The sequence below is a fragment of the Pseudomonas sp. NY15374 genome (assembly GCF_048068255.1).
GTDB lineage: Bacteria > Pseudomonadota > Gammaproteobacteria > Pseudomonadales > Pseudomonadaceae > Aquipseudomonas > Aquipseudomonas machongensis.
The window spans coordinates 15,039-31,399 of record NZ_JBLUPZ010000012.1 but is presented as its reverse complement, the minus strand read 5'-3'; the positions used below and the strand labels follow the sequence as shown (position 1 = coordinate 31,399).

Sequence of the window (16,361 nt, the reverse complement as noted above, 5' to 3'; positions counted from 1 at the left end):
GAGCGGGCTTGCCCGCGAATGAAGCCACCACCGCTCCCAGCCAGGCACAAAAATGGGGCCCCTGAGGGCCCCATCCTTGTGCAACTGAAACCGGCTTACTGCGCCAGCTTCTTGTGCCGTACCCGGTGCGGTTGGGCAGCGGCGTCGCCCAGGCGCTTCTTGCGATCGGCTTCGTACTCGGTGTAGTTGCCCTCGAAGAACACCACGTTCGAGTCATCCTCGTAGGCCAGGATGTGGGTCGCCACACGGTCCAGGAACCAACGGTCGTGGGAAATCACGATGGCGGCGCCCGGGAAGTCCAGCAGGGCTTCCTCCAGCGAACGCAGGGTCTCGACGTCGAGGTCGTTGGACGGTTCGTCGAGCAGCAGGACGTTGCCGCCCTCTTTCAAGGTCAGCGCCAGGTGCAGACGGCCACGCTCACCACCGGAGAGGTCCTTGACGAACTTCTGCTGGTCGCCGCCCTTGAAGTTGAAGCGGCCCACGTAGGTACGCGACGGGATCTCGTAGTTGCCGATGCGAATCTGGTCGGAACCGTCGGAGATCTGCTGGAACACGGTCTTGCTGCCGTCCAGGTCCTCGCGACTCTGGTCGACGCAGGCCAGTTGCACGGTTTCACCGATCTCGATGCTGCCCGAGTCCGGCTGCTCCTTGCCCATCAGCATGCGGAACAGGGTCGACTTACCCGCACCGTTACCACCGATAACGCCGACGATGGCGCCTTTTGGCATGGAGAACGACAGGTTGTCGATCAGCACGCGATCGCCATAGCCCTTGGAGACATTCTTGAACTCGATGACCTTGTCGCCCAGGCGCGGACCTGCCGGGATGTAGATCTCGTTGGTCTCGCTGCGCTTCTGGAATTCCTGCGATTGCATCTCTTCGAAACGCTGCAGACGGGCCTTGGACTTGGACTGGCGAGCTTTGGCGCCTTTGCGCACCCACTCCAGTTCCTCTTTCATGGCCTTCTCGTGGGCGCTTTGCTGCTTGGATTCCTGCGCCAGACGCTCCGACTTGGCTTCCAGCCAACCCGAGTAGTTGCCTTCGTACGGGATGCCCGCGCCGCGGTCCAGTTCCAGGATCCAGCCGGCGACGTTGTCGAGGAAGTAACGGTCGTGGGTAATGGCAACCACGGTGCCAGGGAAGTCGTGCAGGAAGCGCTCCAGCCAGGCCACCGAGTCGGCGTCCAGGTGGTTGGTCGGTTCGTCCAGCAGCAGCATGTCGGGGGCCGACAGCAGCAGGCGGCACAGGGCCACACGACGCTTCTCGCCACCGGACAAGTGTTCGATCTTCGCGTCCCAGGCCGGCAGGCGCAGGGCATCGGCGGCGACGTCCAGCTGACGCTCCAGGTTGTGACCGTCGGCGGCCTGCAGGATGGCTTCGAGCTTGGCCTGCTCGGCGGCCAGCTTGTCGAAGTCGGCATCCGGGTCGGCGTAGGCCGCGTAGACCTCGTCCAGGCGCGCCTGGGCATCCTTGATCACGCTGACCGCTTCCTCGACCACTTCGCGCACGGTCTTGCTCGCGTCCAGCTGGGGCTCCTGCGGCAGGTAGCCGACATTGATGTCGGGCATCGGACGGGCTTCGCCATCGAATTCCTTGTCGACACCCGCCATGATCCGCAGCAGCGTGGACTTACCGGCGCCGTTCAGGCCCAGTACGCCGATCTTGGCGCCGGGGAAGAACGACAGGGAGATGTTCTTGAGAATTTCCCGCTTCGGCGGCACGACCTTGCTCAGCCGATGCATGGTGTAGACGTATTGAGCCATTCTGTGGACCTCTTGCACAAACGTGAATAAAACTGACAACTACCTGGCCAGCTTTGCAAAATGGGCCATTGTCGAGCTTTAAGGGCGTTCAGCGCAAATTCGCTTGCTGGGTACGATGTGCCCTGTCTGAAAAGAGGTCTCATGTCGCTGGCGGCCAAACGCCCGCGACAGCGCTTGCGGGGCGGGCCACCTAGGGTTGCGGTCGGAGAGAGTGCCACTGCGCAAGCCTGCCGCCCAATTCTCAAGGAAGAAGTGGCCATGGTTGAATAGCTGAAGGACCATTCGCCAGAGGTGACCCGCGCGTTCCCGGCCCGATCGCCCCTCCAGACACCGAAGCCAAGCGTTGACCAGCGCCCCGCGCCGAATCAGCTCCGGCGCGGGGTGTTCTCATTGCTGTCCATTGTTGACCTTGCCGAGCTCCGCCCCGGTCAAAGGTTGCGCCTCTGGATTCGACTGAGTACGGAGTTTCATTGCCTCGACAACCTGCGCACTGGTTTCGTCGAGCTGGACACTGGCCGATCCATCGCCGCCGTCCACTGCAGGCTGGGGTTCGTCGACGTAGACCCAGTCTTGTCCCTCGTTCCACGCCCCGCGCATTTCACCGCCTTTGGACAGATTGAAGTAGGTGCGATTGAGTTCAGGGTCTCCTGGCAGCTTGCCTTGTGGAAAGTTTGGCTGGATGGCGTGCAACGCCTTTTCGAACGACATCTGGTGGGCGATCTCGCGACTCATCAGGAAACCTAGCGCATCTTTGATGCCAGGATCATCGGTGACGTTGATCAGCCGTTCGTAGACAATCTTGGCGCGAGCCTCGGCGGCAATGTTCGAACGCAGGTCGGCAGTCGGTTCGCCAATGGTATCGATGTAGGCTGCGCTCCAGGGTACGCCGGCGGAATTCACCAGCGGCGCCCCAGCCCCATACAGCAGGCTTGTGATGTGGGAGTCGTTGCCGGCGCCGGTCAGCGAGCGGTAAAGCTCGCCCTCGCTCTCTATGCCTTCGGCCAGGTTGCCCTTGGCCCCCTTGTTGAGCATCACCACGATCGAACCGATGATCTCCAGGTGGCTGAGTTCTTCGGTCGCAATGTCATAGAGCATATCCTTGCGTCCTGGATCGTCCTCACTGACAGCCTGGGTGAAATAGCGCATGGCTGCAGCCAGCTCACCCTGTGGACCTCCGAACTGTTCAAGGAGCAAATTGGCAAGGCCGGGATTGGGTTGCGCCACGCGCACGGTGTACTGCAATCGTTTGTTGTGCATGAACATAAGCGGGTCCTCATCAACGCATAAGGGCAGCTCGGCTGCCCTTGCGCTTTTCACGGATGGCTAGCGGTTGTCGTCACTCTTGCGACCGCCGCCGTGGCTATGCTGTCCACCGACACGCCCCGCTTCGGAGGCTTTCTCACGATCATTGGCGAAGTTGCCGCCCGACACCTGGCCTCCCTTATGGCCAGCTTCGGAGGCACGCTCAGGATCGTTCTTGAAGTTGCCACCGGATGCTTGACCACCTTTGTGACCTGCTTCCGAAGCGCGTTCCGGATCGTTTTTGAAGTTACCCCCAGACACCTGGCCGCCTTTGTGTCCCGCTTCGGAGGCTTTTTCGCGATCGTTGGCGAAGTTGCCCGGATTGGTGTTGGCATTACCACCCTGATTGCCACGATTGTCTTGATTGTTAGCCATGATTGACACCTCATGTCGTTAGTTACACAGAACGGTCTGTGTAAATGAGTGACCGGGGGCAAGCGGCTCATCGTGCAAAAGATTTTGAATGCGGGGACGAAAGGCTCTAATGAACTTGAGTCTTTAATCTTGTAGACACAAACCTGGCGAGCGGGCATATCAGCCACGCTTATCAACGGCCCGAAAGTCTTGTCCAATGACAATCAGGAATGGGTTTGGATTTATGGATTGACGACAACTTAGGTGTACAAACAAGGACTATTTGTACAAGTCTGCCGACTGTCCGATGGTGCCATTTGAATTGGACGGAATACGCACAGGAAGTGATCTACCGCTGACAACAATGCAGAGGGTAGGCAGATGAAAAAAAGAGGCAAAACCTATCGACAGTGGTACGACCCGATCCTGCACCACCAAATCCATGAGGAGACGCTGGACACCGGAGCCTGCCTTGAAGTGCAGGCACGCTTGTCGCGTACGGGGGCGACACAGTTGTTCATCGGTGTCTATCGCGCCGATGGCTCGGCGTTATACGAACAAGCCTATGTCCAACGCCCAGGCGAAAACATGAGCCGGGCGTTGGTATGGGGCGTCGGTTATGCCAGGCGCATCGCGATCGAGGGCCAGGCGTTCAATGACGAACGGGTAACAGATCGATAGGCCTGGCCCCGAACACCGGCTTGGCGGGTGCCAGACAGCGCAGGGGCTTTTTGGCAGGCAAGCCTCGCCACCACAAGCAGCGTGGGTCAGACGTGGCGTTGCTTGCCCATGCCGCGCGGCAGGCGAGACTGCCCGCTCTCTTCGGCCAGGCGCGCAGCCCAGGCAGCCTTGGCGCTGAAACCGTCGGCACGGGCAGGAGTCTGGACGGACCTGCTCGCCGACTTGTTCACAACCTTGGCAGCGGGCTCCAAATCGGCCGTGACGACCGCCGCCATGACAGGCTCGACAGCAACCTTGGCCGACTTGCGCAGCTCGGCCAGCGAGGGTGTCTTGCGCTGCGCAGCCGCGGCGTCGGGCTTGGTGAACGAGCGCTGGCAGGACTTGCAGGATACGTCGTCGGCCACGGCAGTGCTGACCAGGGTCTGACTGCTGCGCCCACAGGCGGAATCGAGGCCATTGGTGGAATAGTGAGTAACCAAACCGTACTTCTCCGATGCATTGACTATGAAACGGCCGGCATTCTCGCACAGGTGGAAGCGGGTTGCCGAATGCGTGGTCAGCGCTGGATCGGCGACATATGGACTGGCACTTTGCCATAATCCAAGGCATGCTAGGGTCAGTCTGAAATGTGTCTGCGCGAAGGCCAGACAAGGCGAAACGGAGCGAGCAAGCCCAGTGTACTGAAGTACATGAGCATTGCTCGCTCCGTTTCAACGCAGTATGGGCGAGTGCAGATACATATGAGGTTGAACCTAGCCGCTTTCGTATGTCCGGCCTTATAGTGCGCCACGGCGGCATGCCGCGTGCATGATCTCCCCTGCCTTCGCCAGCCCAATCGCAGGACCAACGCTTGACCAACTTCACCCAACCGCCCATCCAGCGCCCTGCGCCGTCTGCTTCGTTGCGAGGCTCGCTCAAGGGTGCGCTTGCTCTGCTGGCCCTGGTCTTGCTGGGTCTGTTGTTCTGGCAACTGTTCTCGCAGTTCCGCCACACACAGGCCGACTTGCGCCAGCAAAGCGTGGCGACGAGTGCGGAACTGGCCGACCACCTCACCCTGAACATGGCGCTCAAGGCGCAGCAAGCCATGAATCTGGTGCAGCCCTACGTCAAGCCACCGTCACCGGCGGCGTTGCCGGCGCTGCTGCAGACCCTCAGGGGACGCTTGCCGGCCTTGCGCGGCCTGGCCTGGCTAGACAGCAATGGGCAGATCCGCGGCGACAGCCTGCGCGACAGCCCAGACCGTCAAACGATCGACGGCCTGGTGCGCCTGAATCAGGGTAATGCCTACTTCTATGGCAATTCGAGCGACAACCAGCTGGTCTACCTGCTGCTGCGCCAGCCCGCCGAACAGGATCGCGGCTACTGGCTGCTGCGCCTGTCCACCGACTACTACCAGGAGCTGACCAGCAAGCTCAACACGCCGATCCACCCGCTCTGGCTGCTGGAAAACAGCCGTGACGGCGCGGTGATCGAGCGCAGCGGTGTCGCCCACGCCAACCCATCGGCGCTGCACAGCGTGCTGCTGGCCTTCATCGACAACAGCACCTGGCAGGTCCGCGGCCTGTACGACCCAACCTCGGCCCGCGAGAAACTGTTGCCCGCGCTGCTGGGCAAGAGTTTGCTGGTGCTGTTCTGCGCCCTGCTGCCGGGCCTGGCGTTGATCAACATGCGCCGTCGCCAGCGTGCCTTGCAGGAAGACCGCCGGCGCTATCAGGATATCTTCGAGAGCACCGGCGTGGCCCTGTGCGTGCTCGACCTGTCGAGCCTGCCCGGCCAGCTCGATCGCTACCACCTGCGCAACCTCGCCGCACTCAAGCAAAGCCTGGCACTGGAGCCGGGCCTGCGGCGCAACCTGCTGCAGGAACTGAAGATCACCGAGATCAACGAAGTTGCACGCCAGTTGCTCAACGTGACCTGCAACGAGGGCGCCTGGCACCGGCTGATCGAGGGTAGCGGCGATGGCCGCGAGAGCATCGGCATGCAGTTGCTCGACGCGCTGATCGAGCAGCGCGCACAGTTCGAGCTCGAAGTACGCCTGCCCGCGCCACTGGGTGGCGAGCTGCACCTGTGGCTGATGGCCCGCCTGCCCCAGCAGCGGCGCGACTACCAGGCCGTGATCCTCAGCATCAGCGACATCACCAGCCGCAAGCAGGTCGAACTGTCGCTGCTCGAACGTGAAAGCTTCTGGTCGGACGTCGTGCGTACCGTACCCGACCAGCTCTACGTTCAGGACGTGCACAACCGACGCATGATCTTCAGCAACCGCCACCTGGGACAAACCCTGGGCTACGACCGCTCGGAACTTGCGCAGATGGGCGATCACTTCTGGGAGCTGCTGCTGCACCCCGAGGATGCCGAGCACTACCGCAGCCTGCGCCAGCAACAGCGCGACAGCGGTCACAGCCAGTCACTGCACTGCCAACTGCGCTTCCGCCACCGCGACGGCGGCTGGCGCTGCTACGACATCCGCGAGCAGGTCCTGGCCCGCGATGGCGAAGGCCAGGTCACGCGGATCATCGGTGTGGGCAAGGATGTCACGGTGCAGATCGAGGCTAGCCAGTCGCTGCGTGACAGCGAGCAGCGCTACCGGATGCTCGCCGAAAGCATCAGTGACGTGATCTTCTCCACCGACAACCAACTGCAGCTCAACTACATCAGCCCCTCGGTGCAGACGGTGCTGGGCTACTCGGTGGACTACATCTTCGACAACGGCTGGCCATCGATCATCGCCAACCCCTCCCAGCTCAGCGGCATGCAGACGCTCATGGAGCGGGTCAGCAAGGCGCTGGACGACCGCGAGCAACTGCGCCAGTTGCGCAGCCAGCTGCCGACCCAGGTGTTCCTGTTCGACTGCCTGCGTGCCGACGGTCGCAAGATACCCATCGAGCTGCGCCTGGTGCTGGTGTGGGACGACCACGAGCGCTTCGAGGGCGTCCTTGGGGTAGCGCGCGACATCAGCCAGCAACGACGCGCCGAGAAAGACCTGCGCATGGCCGCGACGGTATTCGAGCACTCGACCTCGGCGATCCTGATCACCGACCCGGCGGGCTACATCGTCCAGGTCAACGAGGCCTTCAGCCGGGTCAGCGGCTATGCGCCCGATGAAGTGCTCGACCAGCGCCCGAACATGCTCACCGTCGAAGGCCAGCAGGACGCGCACCTGGGCTATGTGCTCAAGCAACTGAACCAACGCGGCACCTGGGAAGGTGAAGTGTGGCTCAAGCGCCGCAGCGGCGAGCACTACCCGGCCTGGGTGGGCATCACCGCGGTGCTCGACGATGAGCGCGACCTGGCCAGCTATGTGTGTTTCTTCACCGACATCAGCGAGCGCAAGGCCAGCGAGCAGCGCATCCACCGCCTCGCGTACTACGACGCTCTCACCCACCTGCCCAACCGCACCCTGTTCCAGGACCGTCTGCACACGGCATTGCAACAGGCCGAGCGGCACAAGTCGTGGGTGGTGCTGATGTTCCTCGACCTTGACCGTTTCAAGCCGATCAACGACTCCCTCGGCCACGCCGCTGGCGATCGCATGCTCAAGGACATGGCCGAGCGCCTCCTGGCCTGTGTCGATGAAGACGACACCGTGGCGCGCATGGGCGGCGACGAGTTCACCCTGCTGCTGCAGTCGCGTACCAGCCGTGAAATGGCGCTGAACCGCGCCATTCACGTCGCCGAGAACATCCTCGCCAGCCTGGTGCGGCCATTCGTGCTGGAGAGTCGCGAGTTCTTCGTCACCGCCAGTATCGGCATCGCCCTCAGCCCGCAGGACGGTAACGAGCTGAGCCAGCTGATGAAGAACGCCGACACGGCGATGTACCACGCCAAGGAGCGCGGCAAGAACAACTTCCAGTTCTACCAGGCCGACATGAACGCCAGCGCCCTGGAGCGACTGGAGCTGGAAAGCGACCTGCGTCACGCCCTGGAGCAGAACGAGTTCATTCTTTACTACCAGCCGCAGTTCAGCGGCGACGGCAAGCGCCTGACCGGCGCCGAGGCGCTGCTGCGCTGGCGCCATCCACGCCGCGGCCTGGTGCCGCCGGGCGACTTCATTCCGGTGATCGAGGAACTGGGCCTGGTAGTCGACGTCGGCGACTGGGTGTTGCGCGAGGCCAGCCGCCAGCTCAAGGCCTGGCACAAGGCCAAGGTGCGGGTGCCGAAGGTGTCGGTGAACATCTCGGCCCGGCAATTCTCCGACGGCCAGTTGGGCAAGCGGATCGCCACTATTCTCGAGGAGACCGGCCTGCCGCCGGCGTGCCTGGAGCTGGAACTGACCGAGAGTATCCTGATGCGCGAGGTCAACGAGGCCATGCAGATCCTCGACAGCCTGAAGAACCTGGGGCTGAGCATCGCGGTGGACGACTTCGGCACGGGCTATTCATCGCTCAACTACCTCAAGCAGTTCCCCATCGACGTGCTGAAGATCGACCGTACCTTCGTCGACGGCCTGCCCGAAGGCGAGCAGGATGCGCAGATCGCACGGGCGATCATCGCCATGGCCCACAGCCTCAACCTGGCGGTGATCGCCGAAGGCGTGGAGACGCACGAACAGCTGGAGTTCCTGCGCGAGCACGGCTGCGACGAAGTCCAGGGCTACCTGTTCGGCCGCCCGATGCCGGCCAACCAGTTCGAGGCGCAGTTCAGCAACGAAACCTTGTTCATGTTCCAGTGATCGTGCCGCCACGCAGTCCCTGTAGGAGCGGGCTTGCCCGCGAAAAGGACACCGCGCCGCCTGGCACGGGCTACGCCCGTGTTCGCGGGCAAGCCCGCTCCTACAGGGTGGACCGCCCCCAAGAAGCTGGACACCAATCCAGCCTCCACCAGGCATCGAAAAACGGACTTCGGGGTCAACTAGCGCCCCATCTCAGCCCAGTCCCGGTGCGGCCTGCAACATGAAGCCCATTGGTCCGCGACTTGATGCCACTTCATATGCCAGCCCCGACCCAATCGGTTAGAATGCCATCCCAATTCAGCCCCGATCCTTGAGGACCGCCATGTTCAGCCGTGATTTGACCATTGCCAAGTACGACGCCGAGCTCTTCGAAGCCATGCAGCAAGAAGCTCTGCGCCAGGAAGAGCATATCGAGCTGATCGCTTCGGAAAACTACACCAGCCCAGCGGTCATGGAGGCCCAGGGCTCGGTTCTGACCAACAAATACGCCGAAGGCTACCCAGGCAAGCGCTACTACGGCGGTTGCGAGTACGTCGACGTCGTCGAGCAACTGGCCATCGACCGCGCCAAGGAGCTGTTCGGCGCCGACTACGCCAACGTCCAGCCGCACGCTGGCTCGCAAGCCAACGCTGCTGTCTACCTGGCCCTGCTGTCGGCCGGTGACACCATCCTGGGCATGAGCTTGGCCCACGGCGGTCACCTGACCCACGGCGCCAGCGTCAGCTCCTCGGGCAAGCTGTACAACGCCGTCCAGTACGGCATCGACGGCAACGGCCTGATCGACTACGACGAAGTCGAGCGCCTGGCTGTCGAGCACAAGCCAAAGATGATCGTCGCCGGCTTCTCCGCCTACTCGCAGGTCCTGGACTTCGCCCGCTTCCGCGAAATCGCCGACAAAGTCGGTGCCTACCTGTTCGTCGACATGGCCCACGTCGCTGGCCTGGTCGCCGCTGGCGTCTACCCGAACCCAGTACCATTCGCCGACGTGGTCACCACCACCACCCACAAGACCCTGCGTGGTCCACGTGGCGGCCTGATCCTGGCCCGCGCCAACGCCGACATCGAGAAGAAGCTGAACTCCGCAGTCTTCCCGGGCGCCCAGGGTGGCCCGCTGGAGCACGTCATCGCCGCCAAGGCGATCTGCTTCAAGGAAGCGCTGCAGCCTGAGTTCAAGGCCTACCAGCAGCAAGTGGTGAAGAACGCCCAGGCCATGGCCAGCGTGTTCATCGAGCGTGGCTTCGACGTCGTTTCCGGCGGCACCGAAAACCACCTGTTCCTGCTGTCGCTGATCAAGCAGGAAATCTCGGGCAAGGACGCTGACGCCGCACTGGGCAAAGCCTTCATCACCGTGAACAAGAACTCGGTCCCGAACGACCCACGTTCGCCGTTCGTCACCTCGGGCCTGCGCTTCGGCACCCCAGCCGTCACCACCCGTGGTTTCAAGGAAGCCGAGTGCCGCGAGCTGGCCGGCTGGATCTGCGACATCCTCGCCGACCTGAACAACGAAGCGGTGATCGACGCCGTTCGCGAGAAGGTCAAGGCCATCTGCAAGAAGCTGCCGGTGTACGGCAACTGATTGGCAATCGCCTGATGTGAAAAAGCCCGGCCTTGTGCCGGGCTTTTTGCTGATGTCTTGCGGCCCTGTCAGCCGGCCAAGGCGGCAAAACCCTCGCGTATGCTGTCTTGCGGCAGCTCATCCCCGATGAACACCATCACGCTTTCGCGCGCCTCGCCCTCCTTCCACTCGGCATCCCAGTCAAAGCCATACAGCTTGAGCACGCCCTGGAACACCAGCCGGCGGTCCTCGCCTGCGATGTTCAGTACTCCCTTGTAGCGCAGCAATTGCTTGCCGTGCTCTTCCAGCAGCTCGTTCATGAAGTCGCTGAGCCGATCGATATCCAGCGGCTTTTCCGTGCGCAGCACAAGGGTGGAGATACGGTCCGGCGTCGCGGGCTTGAGCACCGGGCGCAGGGTCGGCCTCGGGCTCAGTCCCAAGTCCGGGTTGAGATTGAAACCGCGCACATCGAGCAGCTCGGCCAGGTCGATACGGCCATGCTCGACCACGCGAATCTGTGCACGGCCATTGATCCGTGCCAAACGCTCGCGCAGCGCGTCGACCACGTCTGCTTCGACCAGGTCCGTCTTGCTCAGCAGCAGGCGATCGGCAAACCCGACCTGGGCCTGGGCGATGGTCTGGGTCAGGTGGAACTCGGCATGCTTGGCGTCCACCAGGGTGATGATGCCGTCGAGGATATAGCGCTCGCGCAGCTCCTCGTCGATGAAGAAGGTCTGCGCCACCGGCGCCGGGTCGGCGAGGCCGGTGCACTCGATTACCAGACGATCGAAGGCGATTTCACCGGCATCCAGGCGTTCGAGCAGCAGGTACAGGGCACGGGTGAGGTCGCCATGGATGCTGCAGCACACACAACCGTTGGCCAGGGTCATCACCTGCACCGGTTCGTCGCCCAGCAGCTGGCTGTCGATGCCCGCCTCGCTGAATTCGTTCTCGATCACGGCGATCTTCAGGCCATGCTCGGCCTTGAGCATGTGCTTGAGCAGGGTGGTCTTGCCAGCACCGAGAAAGCCAGTGAGCACGGTGACGGGAATGGGGGTATGCACGCGTTTGCCTCCATTGAAGCCGAAAATGACTGTGGGAGCCCGATTGCGCGGGCTCCCACAGGTTCAAGCAGGGTGCAGGTTCAACAGCACTTGGGGCCGGCTTTGCCGCCATAACGAGCTTCCTGGCGCTCCTTGAAGAAGTCCTCGTAGCTCATCACCGGCTTGTCCGGATGCTTGTTCTGCATGTGCTCGACATAGGTGTCGTAGTCGGGCATACCAACCATCAGTCGGGCAGCCTGCCCCAGATACTTACCCAGCCGACCCAGGTCGTTGAACATCGCTGCAATCCTCTCAAGCGTCAGGCAGGGCCTGGAACGGGGTTTCCTTGTCGCTGCGCTCCTTGCGACCCAAGGCGGCGATGCCGACCTTGATGGCGAAGAACAGTACGCTGAACACCACCACCAGGAACAGCACGGTGAGACCGGCGTTGGTGTAGGCGTTGAAGATCACGTGCTGCATCTGGCCGATGTCATTGGCCGGTGCCAGGACCTGACCGGCATCCAGCGCGGCGCTGTACTTCTTGGCCAGGGCCAGGAAGCCGACCGCTGGGTTCGGGTCGAACAGCTTGATCAGGCCTGCGGTGGTGGTGCAGATCAGCAGCCACAGCGCCGGCAGCAGAGTGACCCAGATATAGCGCTCGCGCTTCATCTTGATCAATACCACGGTGCCGAGCATCAGCGCGATACCGGCCAGCATCTGGTTGGAGATACCGAACAGCGGCCACAAGGTGTTGATACCGCCCAACGGGTCGATCACGCCCTGGTACAGCAGGTAGCCCCACAGCGCCACACAACCGGCGGTGCCGATCAGGTTGGCCGTCCACGACTCGGTGCGCTTGAGCGCTGGCACGAAGCTGCCGAGCAAATCCTGCAGCATGAAGCGCCCGGCACGGGTACCGGCATCCACGGCAGTCAGAATGAACAACGCCTCGAACAGAATCGCGAAGTGGTACCAGAAGGCCATGGTGTTCTCACCCGGCAGTACCTGATGGAGAATCTGCGCGATCCCCACCGCCAGCGTCGGTGCACCACCGGCACGCGCCAGGATGGTGTGCTCGCCGATGTCACGGGCAGTGGCCTCGAGCTGCTCGGGGGTGATGGTGAAGCCCCAACTGCTGACGGTCTGCGCCACCGACACGACGTCGGCACCGACCACGGCGGCCGGGCTGTTCATGGCGAAGTACACACCCGGCTCGATCACCGAAGCAGCGACCATGGCCATGATGGCGACGAACGACTCCATCAGCATGCCGCCGTAGCCGATGTAGCGGGCGTTGGTTTCGTTGTCCAGCAGCTTGGGCGTGGTGCCCGAGCTGATCAGGGCATGGAAGCCGGACACCGCGCCGCAGGCGATGGTGATGAACAGGAACGGGAACAGGGTGCCCTTCCACACAGGCCCCGTACCGTCGGTGAACTGGGTCAGGGCCGGCATCTTCAGCTCAGGCGCAATGATCAGGATACCGATGGCCAGGCCGATGATGGTGCCGATCTTGAGGAAGGTCGACAGGTAGTCACGCGGTGCCAGCACCAGCCACACCGGCAGCACGGCGGCGACGAAGCCATAGCCGACCAGCATCCAGGTGATCTGCACGCCGGTGAAGGTGAACGCCGGGCCCCACACCGGATCGGCCGCGATCACGCCACCCAGCCAGATCGATGCCAGCAGCAGCACCACGCCGATCAGCGAAATCTCGCCAATGCGACCCGGGCGGATGAAGCGCATGTAGATGCCCATGAACATGGCGATCGGGATGGTCGCCATCACCGTGAACATGCCCCATGGGCTCTCGGCCAGAGCCTTGACCACGATCAGCGCCAGCACCGCGAGGATGATGATCATGATCAGGAAGCAGCCGAACAGGGCGATGGTGCCCGGAATGCGGCCCATTTCCTCACGCACCATGTCGCCCAGGGAACGGCCGTTACGGCGGGTGGAGAGGAACAGGACCATGAAGTCCTGCACGGCCCCTGCCAGTACAACGCCGGCAATCAGCCAGAGCGTACCGGGCAGGTAGCCCATCTGCGCGGCGAGCACCGGACCGACCAGCGGGCCGGCGCCAGCGATGGCGGCGAAATGATGACCGAAGAGGATGTGCTTGTTGGTCGGGACGTAGTCCAGGCCATCGTTGTTGAGTACCGCCGGAGTAGCCCGGCGCGGATCGAGTTGCATCACCTTGGTGGCGATGAACAGGCTGTAGTAGCGGTAGGCGACCAGGTAGATGGCCACAGCCGCAACCACGATCCACAAGGCGTTGATGGCTTCACCGCGACGCAGGGCGACCACACCCAGCGCACAGGCTCCTATGACTGCCAGCGCCAGCCACGGAATGTGACGTAGCAGGCTGTTATTGTTATTCATGGCATGCTTCCAGCTAAGTGGTTGGAATAGACAGCTCACTGAGTCTAGGGCCTGCTTGCCAGCTTTACCATATCGAATTGCACCCTGCCCGCGCCGCCCTAGAGCGGCGCGGGCAGGGTGCGAAAAGCGACCTGATATTTCTACCAGTTGTGCCGTAGCCCAGGCCGCCCGAATATTTCGACATCGCTGATCGGACAGAGATGTCGCAATGAAGAACCGTATCCGGGCCATACAAATCGGCTTGCTCGTGCTGTTGGCGGCAGGGATTCTGTTCGCGCTGCAGGCCCGCAAGGAGCCGCTGGTCACCCCCACGCCGCGCCAGCACACAGAACAACCCAGCACCCGGTAGGGCACGCAGGCTGAATCGCATCAGTCGCCGGCAGGCCTTAACAAGCGTGGCTGGTCTATAGTCAGATCAACTGACGAGGATCCGCCATGACACATCCCTCTGGAACTGACGAGCGCAGGCGCTTCCAGCGCATCGACTTTGACGCCCCCACCGAACTGCGCCAGGGCGACCGACAGTGGCCTGTGAAACTGCTCGACCTGTCGCTCAAAGGCCTGCTGATCGAACGGCCAGCGCCCTGGGACGCCGACCTGACCCAGGATTTCGATGCGCTCATCCACCTCGACAAAGAGGTCACGGTCCGTATGCAGGTGGAATTACGCCACGAAGAACCCACTCGGCTGGGTTTTGTCTGCCTCTATATAGACGTTGACTCGATGACCCATCTGCACCGTCTTGTGGAACTGAACCTGGCCGACAGCACCGAAATGATGCGCGAGCTGCGCGAACTTATCGAAGATTGAAATCTTTTAGCTTGCTAAGAACATGACCGACCCGCATTTCCTGCCTACCTAGACAGCTTTTCACGGGCTGCCGAGCTTTTTGTACACACCCTTCTAAACCGCCTTTCCCATGTTGGAACGCTATCTGCATTGCGGTCAGAGACACCGCCCTGCCGGATCTGCGGCTGCCCAGATCAAAATATTGTATACAATTTATCTGGCAATATTTTATCGGAGCTGTCTACAGTATCGGCACAACAATAAACAGAGAGCCTGCTCCAATGACTACGTCCACCAGCACGTCTCCTGCCAAGCGCCCCGAGGACGAAAACCTCGGGCTTGGTGCCAACCTGGCTTATGGCCTGCAGCATGTCCTGACCATGTACGGAGGGATCGTCGCCGTGCCACTGATCCTGGGTCAGGCCGCCGGCCTGGCCCCGGCGGAGATCGGCCTGCTGATTGCCGCATCGTTGTTTGCTGGCGGACTGGCCACCCTGTTGCAGACACTCGGACTACCCTTCTTCGGCTGCCAGTTGCCACTGGTGCAGGGCGTGTCGTTCGCTGGCGTGGCCACCATGGGCGCGATTCTCGGCAGCCAGGGCGGCGGCGGCCTGCCGGCGGTGCTGGGCGCAGTCATGGCAGCATCGCTGATCGGCTTTCTCATCACCCCGGTGTTCTCGCGGATCACCAAGTTCTTCCCGCCGCTGGTGACCGGCATCGTCATCACCACCATCGGCCTGACCTTGATGCCGGTGGCCGCACGCTGGGTGATGGGTGGCAACAGCGCCTCGCCGGAGTTCGGCAGCATGGCCAACATCGGCCTGGCGGCGCTGACCTTCGCCATCGTCCTGCTGCTGAGCAAGCTGGGCAGCGCCAGCATCTCGCGCCTGTCGATCCTCCTGGCCATGGTTGCCGGCACGCTGATCGCCTGGGCACTGGGCATGGCCGATTTCAGCAAGGTCGGCGAAGGCCCGATATTCGCCTTCCCTACCCCGTTCCACTTCGGCATGCCGACGTTCCACATCGCGGCGATCCTGTCGATGTGCATCGTGATCATGGTGACCCTGGTGGAGACCTCGGCGGATATCCTCGCGGTCGGTGAGATCATCGACACCAAGGTCGACTCCAAGCGCCTGGGCGACGGCCTGCGCGCCGACATGGCATCGAGCATCCTGGCGCCGATCTTCGGCTCCTTCACCCAGAGCGCGTTCGCCCAGAACGTCGGCCTGGTGGCCGTGACCGGGGTGAAGAGCCGCTACGTGGTGGCTACGGGCGGGGTGATCCTGGTGGTGCTTGGCCTGCTGCCGATCATGGGCCGGATCATCGCCGCAGTACCCACCCCGGTCCTGGGCGGCGCAGGCATCGTGCTGTTCGGCACCGTGGCGGCGAGCGGCATCCGTACCCTGTCGAAGGTGAACTACAAGAACAATGTCAACCTGATCATCGTGGCGGCCTCGCTGGGCTTCGGCATGATCCCCATCGCCGCGCCGAGCTTCTACCATCAGTTCCCCAACTGGTTCGAGACCATCTTCCACTCGGGCATCAGCTCGGCGGCGATCATGGCGATCCTGCTGAACCTGATCTTCAACCACTTCAAGGCCGGCAATTCGGACCAGCAGTCGGTATTCGCCGCCGGGTACGAGCGCACCATCCAGTATTCGGACATCTCGGTGCTGCGCGATGGCGACTACTTCAAGGATGGCAAGCTGTTCGATGCCGATGGCAATGAAGTGCCAGTGATGGACATCGATGAACACGGCGAACAGGTGCTCAGACGCAAGGCGGTGGCGGAGCACTGACCAGGATGCAAAGCCTGTAGAAGC

Annotated in this window: 12 protein-coding genes and 2 pseudogenes; 6 read left to right on the top strand and 8 right to left on the bottom strand. The window is 62.3% G+C overall.

Translation table 11 applies throughout. From position 1 onward, the window contains the following. Positions 1-95: 95 nt before the first annotated feature. The 4 genes and pseudogenes from ettA to ACNFHO_RS22340 all read right to left on the bottom strand — a co-directional run. Positions 96-1,763: an energy-dependent translational throttle protein EttA gene (gene ettA / locus ACNFHO_RS22355; RefSeq protein ID WP_054894058.1), complete on the bottom strand. Its 1,668-nt coding sequence runs from the start codon at positions 1,761-1,763 to the stop codon at positions 96-98. Positions 1,764-2,150: 387 nt separating this feature from the next. After that, positions 2,151-3,026, bottom strand: coding sequence for a manganese catalase family protein (locus tag ACNFHO_RS22350; protein WP_054894057.1), 876 nt, complete (start codon positions 3,024-3,026; stop codon positions 2,151-2,153). A 60-nt stretch (positions 3,027-3,086) separates the two neighbouring features. After that, positions 3,087-3,179, bottom strand: a pseudogene (locus ACNFHO_RS22345) (general stress protein); the annotation flags it as partial. Next, positions 3,180-3,440 (bottom strand): annotated as a pseudogene (locus ACNFHO_RS22340) (general stress protein); the annotation flags it as partial. Positions 3,441-3,800: 360 nt separating this feature from the next. Here ACNFHO_RS22340 and ACNFHO_RS22335 point away from each other — a divergent pair. Further along, complete coding sequence (locus ACNFHO_RS22335; protein ID WP_063546130.1) at positions 3,801-4,100, top strand: hypothetical protein; 300 nt, start codon at positions 3,801-3,803, stop codon at positions 4,098-4,100. An 86-nt stretch (positions 4,101-4,186) separates the two neighbouring features. On the opposite strand, the gene ACNFHO_RS22330 is transcribed toward ACNFHO_RS22335, so the two are convergent. Continuing rightward, positions 4,187-4,579: a hypothetical protein gene (locus ACNFHO_RS22330; RefSeq protein WP_416767380.1), complete on the bottom strand. Its 393-nt coding sequence runs from the start codon at positions 4,577-4,579 to the stop codon at positions 4,187-4,189. Between the two features lie 371 nt (positions 4,580-4,950). Here ACNFHO_RS22330 and ACNFHO_RS22325 point away from each other — a divergent pair, with 371 nt between their 5' ends. Continuing rightward, complete coding sequence (locus tag ACNFHO_RS22325) at positions 4,951-8,772, top strand: EAL and GGDEF domain-containing protein (protein WP_416767378.1); 3,822 nt, start codon at positions 4,951-4,953, stop codon at positions 8,770-8,772. Positions 8,773-9,094: 322 nt separating this feature from the next. Then, positions 9,095-10,348, top strand: coding sequence for a serine hydroxymethyltransferase (gene glyA / locus ACNFHO_RS22320; RefSeq protein ID WP_054894053.1), 1,254 nt, complete (start codon positions 9,095-9,097; stop codon positions 10,346-10,348). Between the two features lie 68 nt (positions 10,349-10,416). Here glyA and yjiA read toward each other — a convergent pair whose 3' ends face one another. The 3 genes from yjiA to ACNFHO_RS22305 form a co-directional block, all read right to left on the bottom strand. Further along, on the bottom strand, positions 10,417-11,391 hold the full coding sequence (yjiA, locus tag ACNFHO_RS22315) for a GTPase (RefSeq protein ID WP_200603027.1): 975 nt from the start codon (positions 11,389-11,391) through the stop codon (positions 10,417-10,419). 80 nt (positions 11,392-11,471) lie between these two features. Next, positions 11,472-11,669: a YbdD/YjiX family protein gene (locus ACNFHO_RS22310; RefSeq protein ID WP_054894051.1), complete on the bottom strand. Its 198-nt coding sequence runs from the start codon at positions 11,667-11,669 to the stop codon at positions 11,472-11,474. A gap of 13 nt (positions 11,670-11,682) precedes the next feature. After that, on the bottom strand, positions 11,683-13,749 hold the full coding sequence (locus tag ACNFHO_RS22305; RefSeq protein WP_416767377.1) for a carbon starvation CstA family protein: 2,067 nt from the start codon (positions 13,747-13,749) through the stop codon (positions 11,683-11,685). 208 nt (positions 13,750-13,957) lie between these two features. On the opposite strand from ACNFHO_RS22305, the gene ACNFHO_RS22300 reads away from it, so the two are divergent. The 3 genes from ACNFHO_RS22300 (at position 13,958) to ACNFHO_RS22290 (ending at position 16,337) form a co-directional block, all read left to right on the top strand. After that, the gene (locus ACNFHO_RS22300) at positions 13,958-14,098 is read left to right on the top strand and encodes a hypothetical protein (RefSeq protein ID WP_416767376.1); all 141 of its coding nucleotides are present in this window, start codon (positions 13,958-13,960) and stop codon (positions 14,096-14,098) included. A gap of 86 nt (positions 14,099-14,184) precedes the next feature. Then, on the top strand, positions 14,185-14,559 hold the full coding sequence (locus ACNFHO_RS22295; RefSeq protein WP_063546134.1) for a PilZ domain-containing protein: 375 nt from the start codon (positions 14,185-14,187) through the stop codon (positions 14,557-14,559). 260 nt (positions 14,560-14,819) lie between these two features. After that, a complete protein-coding gene (locus ACNFHO_RS22290) occupies positions 14,820-16,337 on the top strand; it encodes a nucleobase:cation symporter-2 family protein (protein ID WP_112899173.1) in 1,518 nt (505 codons plus the stop codon). The last annotated feature ends 24 nt before the right edge of the window (positions 16,338-16,361 follow it).

What these genes read in the sequence shown, in the direction of transcription:
- ettA (WP_054894058.1), bottom strand. Translation starts at nt 1,763, where the DNA reads ATGGCTCAATACGTCTACACCATGCATCGGCTGAGCAAGGTCGTGCCG.
- ACNFHO_RS22335 (WP_063546130.1), top strand. Translation starts at nt 3,801, where the DNA reads ATGAAAAAAAGAGGCAAAACCTATCGACAGTGGTACGACCCGATCCTG.
- ACNFHO_RS22350 (WP_054894057.1), bottom strand. Translation starts at nt 3,026, where the DNA reads ATGTTCATGCACAACAAACGATTGCAGTACACCGTGCGCGTGGCGCAA.
- ACNFHO_RS22310 (WP_054894051.1), bottom strand. Translation starts at nt 11,669, where the DNA reads ATGTTCAACGACCTGGGTCGGCTGGGTAAGTATCTGGGGCAGGCTGCC.
- ACNFHO_RS22295 (WP_063546134.1), top strand. Translation starts at nt 14,185, where the DNA reads ATGACACATCCCTCTGGAACTGACGAGCGCAGGCGCTTCCAGCGCATC.
- ACNFHO_RS22300 (WP_416767376.1), top strand. Translation starts at nt 13,958, where the DNA reads ATGAAGAACCGTATCCGGGCCATACAAATCGGCTTGCTCGTGCTGTTG.
- ACNFHO_RS22305 (WP_416767377.1), bottom strand. Translation starts at nt 13,749, where the DNA reads ATGAATAACAATAACAGCCTGCTACGTCACATTCCGTGGCTGGCGCTG.
- ACNFHO_RS22290 (WP_112899173.1), top strand. Translation starts at nt 14,820, where the DNA reads ATGACTACGTCCACCAGCACGTCTCCTGCCAAGCGCCCCGAGGACGAA.
- glyA (WP_054894053.1), top strand. Translation starts at nt 9,095, where the DNA reads ATGTTCAGCCGTGATTTGACCATTGCCAAGTACGACGCCGAGCTCTTC.